Origin of the sequence: Paracoccus ravus (assembly GCF_004522175.1) — a bacterium.
Lineage (GTDB): Bacteria > Pseudomonadota > Alphaproteobacteria > Rhodobacterales > Rhodobacteraceae > Paracoccus > Paracoccus ravus.
Map to the genome: position 1 here is coordinate 1 of NZ_SDEB01000053.1, position 8114 is coordinate 8114.

The 8114-nt window shown below is 60.6% G+C and carries 4 protein-coding genes and 1 pseudogene; all 5 read right to left on the minus strand.

Features of this window, described 5'->3' with window-relative positions:
* Nucleotides 1–287: 287 nt before the first annotated feature.
* Nucleotides 288–1700 carry a sulfotransferase family 2 domain-containing protein gene (locus ESZ60_RS19985; RefSeq protein WP_167620247.1) on the minus strand — a complete coding sequence of 471 codons (1413 nt, stop codon included), beginning with the start codon at nucleotides 1698–1700 and terminating at the stop codon, nucleotides 288–290.
* The gene (locus ESZ60_RS19990) at nucleotides 1681–2439 is read right to left on the minus strand and encodes a hypothetical protein (RefSeq protein ID WP_134682422.1); all 759 of its coding nucleotides are present in this window, start codon (nucleotides 2437–2439) and stop codon (nucleotides 1681–1683) included. Before ESZ60_RS19990 ends, ESZ60_RS19985 begins: the two co-directional genes overlap by 20 nt.
* Nucleotides 2440–3085: 646 nt before the next feature.
* Entirely contained in the window at nucleotides 3086–4189 is a 1104-nt protein-coding gene (locus ESZ60_RS19995; RefSeq protein ID WP_167620248.1) for a pentapeptide repeat-containing protein, read from the minus strand.
* Nucleotides 4190–4648: 459 nt separating this feature from the next.
* Complete coding sequence (locus tag ESZ60_RS20000; protein ID WP_134682424.1) at nucleotides 4649–7882, minus strand: error-prone DNA polymerase; 3234 nt, start codon at nucleotides 7880–7882, stop codon at nucleotides 4649–4651.
* Nucleotides 7879–8114 (minus strand): annotated as a pseudogene (locus ESZ60_RS20005) (Y-family DNA polymerase); the annotation flags it as partial. The gene ESZ60_RS20000 and the pseudogene ESZ60_RS20005, both read right to left, overlap by 4 nt.

The window sequence follows — 8114 nt, forward strand, 5'->3', positions numbered from 1 at the left end:
GCCTGACGAAGCACAGCCATGATCTGCGGTTCCGTGAAACGGCTCTTTCTCATTCGAATCTCCTCAGCTCACGCTACGAGAAAATTCTACTTATGCAGCCCCTTAACCATGGGGAGGATTACCCTAGGGTGCGGGTGGTTTCCAACCAGGAAAGTAACTTTTTCCTAGCGCTCATTATCCCTTCACAGATGAAGTAAATCCCTTGACCCAAACGGCCTGATCCTGCGACCGTTAGTCGACGTTAGTTTTCGAGCAGGAAGAAACCGGGACACGAACGAAACAGGAATTCAGAGATCTGCCAGAGATTTCCTCAGGCGCTCAAGACGATCTTTTCGGATAACGGACAACGGCGCCTGTCCAGCGAGTGCCATGATTCGACTGAGCGCGGTGTCATTGCTGATCACCCTATTGATGATCTCGCGCACAAAGAACGCCGCATCCGCTTCCACGGAAAGAGCCTTCTCAACGCGGTCAAGGAGGTTCTCGATTGCATCGCCTCTTTCGATCCAAAAGGTAATCATGCCGTCATAAAGCGCACCGCCCCTGCGGATGATTTTCTTCGGCGGCCACGGGCGCGGAGGATAAAACAGCCTGATCTCGGTCTCGATAAGTTTCATGCTGTTTGAAAACAAGGATCCCGTCATGCCGAGAACCCGGTCCAGATCGGTCTCTCCTACATCCACCAGTGTGTCGCAAACGGATGTCAGCCATCGGGAGTTCAGATGGGTCGCGATGGCTGAATGTTCCCTGACGATGCGATTGAAAAGCCGCCGTGCCGCTGCATTTTCTTCGTCTCGCCGCAGGACCACGATGGTACAGGCCAGAAGATGGCACAGCCGCGGCTTACCAGCGAATTCAGGTTCCAAGTGACGGAAGTGATCAAGCAGGTCCTTCCTGCGGTGGTTCCAGCCTTTGGCAGTGCGTCCCGGTATGACCGAAGTGGCGAAGAGCTCAAGGTTCACCTCCGAGGACGGAAGGACGGAAAGCTGCGCGTCCGAAGCAGCCGCGTTTTCGAAATAGGAAGGCCAGAGTTCCGCGAGCACCTCTTCGGCGTCCAGATCCTTCTGGCTTTTAATTGGCCGGGCATCGCTCCAGCTGAAATCGTCCGGCTGATAGCCCAGTTGATCGAAATCCGCGCGGAAGAACGTCGCGATCCTGTCTAGTTCCGCAGCCGTCAGGTCATCTGCGGTAAGGCTCCCCTCGCGCATGGTGGTATGCCGCGTGAAAGGTAGCTCTGCGTCAATACCCTGCGCAGCGCAGAATCTTTCGAAATCTTCTTCGAGGTTTTCGAAACGCAGGATGTGTCTGGCCAAGGCTAGGCAGTTAAAGGCATCCGTCTGGGGCCACATATGGTGCTTCAGGTTATGAAGCGGGTGCCTGAAACTCCGGTCAAAGCCGATCGTGGGATCCTCGAGTGCATCCAAGGCCTGAGAAACAGTCAAACCGGGCAGGCGAGCTTCATGATAGTGATCTGAGCTGGCAATCGCGCGCGCGCCACATCTGAACATATTGACAGCGGAGAGGAACCGGTCGGTAGGGTGGCGGATGACAGCGAGGCTGGGGAGACCAATCCAGTCCTCCGGTATGGCCCCTGCCACCGGACCGACTGACCGCTTGCCAAGCGCGGTCCGGATCGAAGTCCCTGCATTTTTGGGAATGTGGATAAACACGACGCCACGGTCAGGAAACAGAAAATTCACGTCTCGTCCTCTCGAGCCCGATCCGGGCCACGCTGCTGGTGAGGATGCTATGGATGTCTTCAGAAAAGACATGGTCAAAATGAGCAGATAATGCCGCTTGCGGCGAGCGCAGCGGCGCCCGGCCGGAGAAGTCGACGGCCGTGTAACGTTGCTCTCCGCCGAGCCGCTCCACTTTCTTTCGATGGCGGGGATCAAACTTGAGATCCAACACTGCACCGCAAAACTCGACTGCGTCACGATCTCGGTGCTCGACAGGCCATACCGTGATCTGTGCGTTAGGCAACGCCGTCTTCAGTTGGTTGAGGATCGACAACCACGAGATCAAGGCGGCGGGATCTCTCACAGTATCGGCCACGGCGGCATAATCATGCTGCGGCGGTGCGACAAAATGGAGTGAAAGATCCTCTCCGGAAAAAAAGCTTTGCAGCTTTGCCAGCACCGTCCGGCAATCAGCATAGAGGCCGCGTGCAGTCAGAATTTCATTTTTGCTGCACAGGATGCCGTGAGCAGACATGACGACCCGATTATGGTTCCTGCCAAGACCGAGCTCGGAGACATGTCTCACCTCGGAGGTTCCATCCAGCAAGGCCGGACGAACTTTCGAACGAAACTCGGCTGCCGAAACCATGTAGGTCAGGGCATTTGCCATCTCGCGGGAGAACTCGTTTGCAACACTTTCAAGAAGGGCGGGATAGACGTCGTGAGCCCCGATGTGCAGGTGATATTGTGTAGATGTCAACGACCGCCAGCCCTCTTTAATTCCACTCTGCCACCTTGTCCGAATTCGATCGGGAGCGCAACTTGGAGCACATTGGCACTGGTCCCACAGGCAAGGCCAAAGCACCGTGCGAGAAAGTCTCCATCGACGCTGTTCACCCGCGTTGTCCCGGGCGCGACTTAGGATGCCTACTGGGCGGTGATCCTCTGTCGCGATCCAGATCGCCGCGCTTCAGGGTGACTACGTTTTACTATCTGTTCCTCTCCAGACAACTCTGCGGGGGTCAGCGCCGCCCGGCAGATTGGCCAGGGCCCCGGTGCGGGAACGTACATGCTGCTCTTTTGCGGCGTGGATGTCGCTTCAGGGCGGCATGCACCGCGGCGGGCACGCATGACCCAAAGGGGCTCACTGCTGCTTGGCGGCGTTTCGGCGCCACCGTGTGACCTTTGGCAGGCTTGAGCGCGGTGGTTTCCGCAATTTGCTGCGCTGAGAGCCGCTTGGCCGATTTGGATAGGCCCGTTAAAGAATGATGTCACTGCCACGTCAGGAGGACCCAAAAAGTAAAAGGAAGGCCCGTTTTGGTGTGAAATGTTTCCCCGTCAAGTCCGCGCACCCTATCCCAAAGCACTTCGATATTCTTCAAACCGTTCTCCTATCGCCCCTTGTGCTAGCCCGAAAACGTGCGCGCGGTCATCAAGACACTGGTGGCAGCAAGCAAAACGGCGCCCAGAACCCAGATAATGCGGGGCAAGGCTCGCAACAAGCGCCTGTCGCTTCCAAGCCGACTTCCCTGCCCTCTTTCCCAAAGTGTGACGACTGCCAAACGGAAGGTTGCCGCAAGTAGCAGCAATGAACACAAACTCAGCGCCAACAGGAACCAAGTGTTCTGTTGATGTGTCGGCAAATAGCGAAACCAGAAGCCGATTATGGTGACTGGCACGACGAACCACGCGAGCACAACTGCCACGGAATATTGTATAATTTCCACTACCCGGTAAGAATGTTCGTGCCCCAGAGAACGTGCGTGCCTCAGAAACCAGGTATGTCTCACAAGCACGAGGCGCATCGGCCACGGATCGATCTTCTCATCAAGAAATTCACCGTCGGGAAAAATGGCCGGAAGACTGGACAGGTCCTGCCACATGCATTGAAGATAATAATGCAGATAGATGTATCCCGATAGCAGAAGCGTGGGCGCCACAAAATAGAATCCCTGAAGGGGAATTTCAGTATTTATGATCGGCAGAGCGGTCTTCTGGGAGTTTAGGAGCAGGTCGGCATTATTCGTGGCGCCAATTGTCAGCCAACAATAGAGGCATGCTCCCATTAGGGCGATGAAGGTAGCCTTTGCGCTTTGCGCAGCCTTGTCAGCCCGCTGGAGACGCTCGAACTTCTTAACTTCCTCTGGAAGACGTGCATTCGCCAACCTCGCACCGGATAAATTAACGGGCATCAATCCCTTCGCACGAGATAGGTCCGCGTCGCCCAAGTCGGCATCTCTGAAGTTTGCGGCGGAAATATCCGAGTTTTCGAAATGGCAATTCGCTAACATTGCGCCTTCAAAATTTGCCTTATAAAAGTTACAATCTGAGAATACGACTCCCCAGAGATCAGCCCACCTGAAGTCGGCTCGGCGGAAGTTGCGACCGTTTGGCTCTGCAGGAACAGGCTCTGCGCTAAAGTATGTCCGGAGATCCTCCTGGTTGAGCTTCCAGCCGATGAAATCACCCGTTTCGCTGTTTTTCTCCTTCTCGAAAATGAGCCTATCCATGGCCGTCAGATATTCTTGGTCTCGCGCCCCAGGGGGCGTCTCCCAATGCCGCCGAGCGTTTCGCGCTCGTACTTCGCGGTCCGTCAAATGCTTCTCGGGCGGAGCCATGATTCGACCCAAACTGTTATGAACGCGCGCACCTCAGATTATATCAACCGTGGCGTTTATCCAAGGATCAGGACCCAATAGCGTCATTTTTAATGATTTTATTCGGGCTCCGCGCTGGAACATATGCGCGGTCGAAACAGGTTCTCCAGAGGATCAAGGCAATCAAGAAAAGGTCGTCTGTAAGGTGCATCGGTCCGGTTGGAACTAGCAAAGGGCAAGACCACCCTCGTCAAGCGCAGTCACCAGAGATGTTCGACGGGATATTCGGTGTAAGTTCGCGTTCTCAGTAACTTGGTCCGAGCGCCGGTATATGGAGCCCAAGTGTTCGGTCACTTCGCGATTAAACACCGCTCAGTGGAAATCCCGGCTCGGGAAAAGCTTTCTGGCCTGCTCGCGGGGATGGCGTGCGCGGCTGGCGGTGCGGATCGGCCTGAGGGTCTCGCCTGCCCGCTCGGTCTCGGCTGCGATCCGCAACGGATGCCCGAGAACCGAGAGGCGATGCGAGAGATCCTCGACATGCTCGGCGATCAGATGGGTCACCTGCCCGTCGCGTTCGATCCGGCCGGTGACGCGCAGCAGGCGGGCGGCGACCACGGCTGCGCGACAGGTCTCGTAGACCTTCGTCCAGACCACGACATTGGCGGTGCCGGTCTCGTCCTCGAGAGTGAGGAAGATCACGCCCGAGGCGGTGCCGGGGCGCTGGCGCGTGATGACGAGGCCGGTGATGACCACCCTGCCCCGCGCCTCGGCCAATTTGGCATGCGGCAGGCTTTCGGGCAGATTGGGCCGCAGGATCTCCAGCGGATGGGCGCGGAGTGACAGGCGCAGGGCGAGGTAATCCTCGATCACCTCCTGGCCCAAGGTCATCCGGGGCAGGTCGACCATCGGCTCGCGCTCGCCCTCGCCGTCCATCCCGAAGAGCGGCAGCGGCTTGGGCGCCTTCAGCGCCTTGGCCTGCCAGTTCGCATCGCGGCGGGACAAGCCAAGGCTTGCAAAGCCATCGGCCTCGGCCAGCCGGTCCAGCGCATCGGGACGCAGCCCCGCCCGTCGCCAGACGCTCTCGACATCGGGATAGCCATTGCCGCGTGCCGCCGCGACCCAGATCGCATCCTCTTCGCGCATGCCCTTGACTTGCCGGAACCCCAGCCGCAGCGCATGGGTGCCGTCCGCCCGCGGCTCGATCGTGCAGTCCCAAAGCGAGTCATTGACCGAAACCGGCCTGACCTCGACGCCATGATCGCGGGCGTCGCGCACCAGCTGCGCCGGGGCGTAAAAGCCCATCGGCTGGCTGTTCAAGAGCGCGCAGGTGAAGATCGCCTGATGATGGCACTTGAGCCAGGCCGAGACATAGACCAGCCGGGCGAAACTGGCGGCATGGCTTTCGGGGAAGCCGTAACTCCCGAAACCCTCGATCTGGGCGAAGCAGCGCGCCGCGAAATCCGCGTCATAGCCGCGCTCGAGCATGCCGCCGACGAAGCGGTCGCGGAAGCCGCCGATCGTGCCCATGCGCTTGAAGGTGGCGAGCGAGCGGCGCAGCCGGTCGGCCTCGGCCGGCGAGAAGCCCGCCGCAACCACGGCGATCTGCATCGCCTGCTCCTGGAACAGCGGCACGCCATAGGTGCGGCCCAGCACCTCCATCATCGCCGGACCGAGATCCTCGACCGTCTCCTTGCCCTGGCGGCGGTTGAGGTAGGGGTGCACCATGCCGCCCTGGATCGGGCCGGGGCGGACGATGGCGACCTCGCAGACGAGATCGTAGAAGTTGCGCGGCCGCATCCGGGGCAGGAAATTGAGCTGCGCCCGGCTCTCGACCTGGAACACCCCGATGGCATCGGCGCGGCAGAGCATGTCATAGACCCGCGCGTCCTTGGGCGGGATATTGGCGAGGGTCCAGCGCTCGCGCCGGTGTTCCTCGATCAACCCGAAGGCCTTGCGGATCGCGGTCAGCATGCCGAGCGCGAGGATATCGACCTTCAAGAGCCCGAGCGCGTCGATATCGTCCTTGTCCCATTCGATGACGGTGCGGTCCTCCATCGCCGCGTTCTCGATCGGGCAAAGCTCGTCGAGCCGGCCTTGAGTGATGACGAAACCGCCGACATGCTGGCTGAGATGGCGCGGAAAGCCGATGATCTCGCCGATCAGCCGGACCGCCAAGGCGACGCGCCGGTCCTCGGGATGCAGCCCGGCGTCGCGCAGCCGCTCCTCGCTCGGCGCGGCCGAGGACCAGCCCCAGATCTGCCCCGAGAGCCGGGCGATCACATCCTGACTGAGGCCCATGACCTTGCCGACCTCCCGGATGGCCGCGCGCGAGCGGAAATGGATCACCACCGCGGTCAGCCCGGCGCGTTCGCGGCTGTAGCGGTCGTAGATCCACTGGATCACTTCCTCGCGGCGTTCATGCTCGAAATCGACGTCGATATCCGGTGGCTCGCCGCGTTCTTTCGAGATGAAGCGCTCGAAGATCAGGGTGATGCTTTCGGGCGGCACTTCGGTGATGCCCAGAAGGTAGCAGACGACGGAATTGGCCGCCGAGCCGCGACCCTGACAGAGGATGCCCTGCGCCCGCGCGAAGCTGACGATGTCATGGACCGTCAGGAAATAGGGCGCATATGCGACCTCGGCGATAAGACGTAGCTCCTTCTCGACGCGCGAGACGATCTTCGGCGGCGGGCCGTCCGGATAGCGCCAGATCAGCCCCTCGCGGGCGAGGCGTTCGAGGCGGGCCTGCGCCGGTTCGCCGTCCTGCGCCTCGTCGGGATATTGATAGCGCAGCTGATCGAGGCGGAAGGCGCAGCGATCCGCGATCTCGACCGTGCGGCGCAAGGCCGCCGGATAGCGGTGGAAGATCCGGGCGAGTTCGGCACCGGATTTGAGGCGGTTCTCGCCATTGGCCAGGCGGCGGTCGCCGATCGCGTCGATGGTGCAGCCCTCGCGGATGCAGGTCAGCACATCCGCCAGAGGCCGACGGTGTGAGCGGTGCATCAGCACATCGCCGACCGCGATAAGGGTCAGGCCTGTCGCCTGCGATATCCCGGCCAGCCGGTCCAGCCGCTCCTGATCCTGACCGTCATAGACGGGGGCGGCACCGAGATGGCATTGGCCCGCGAAGCGGCCTGCGATCCGCCGCAGATCCGGCATGAAATCGTCCCCCTCCAGCGGATCGGGCGGCAGGGCGATCAGGATCATCCCCCTGCCCCATTCTTCCAGATCAGCCAGACCGATGTGGCAGCTGCCTTTCCCGGCCCGCCGCTTGCCCAAGGACAGAAGCCGGGTCAGCCGCGACCAGGCGGCCAGATCGGTGGGCAAGGCAAGCCATTCAACGCGGCTGTCATTCAGCACCAGACGGGCACCGGGGATCAGCCGGGGCAGAGGCACCGCTGCCCCCTGCCCCACCTCATCGCGCAGCCGCTGCAATTCCTTCAAGGCCGAGAAGGCCCGCACCACCCCGGCCACCGAATTGCGATCGGTGATGGCGATGGCGGTCAGGCCCAGCTCAGCGGCCCGCTGCACCAGTTCCTCGGGATGCGAGGCACCGCGCAGGAAGCTGAAGTTCGAGGTCACGCAAAGTTCGGCGTAGGCAGTCACAGGAACACCCCCTGCGCATACCAGTCCTTTGAGGCCGCTTGCGGGGTGCGAAACAGCCAGAGCCGCGGGCCTTCATGCGTCTCGATCCGCCAATAGTCCCGCGTGCCAAAGCGCCAGGCCGGGTCGTCATGCCACCAGTCCGGGGTGATCCGCTCGGGGCCATGGGCGCGCAGCGTGGTGAAACCCATCCGCCGCCAGTTGAACCGGACAGGCGGGTTGCCCGAGACGCGGG

What these genes read in the sequence shown, in the direction of transcription:
- ESZ60_RS19995 (WP_167620248.1), bottom strand. Translation starts at nt 4,189, where the DNA reads ATGGATAGGCTCATTTTCGAGAAGGAGAAAAACAGCGAAACGGGTGAT.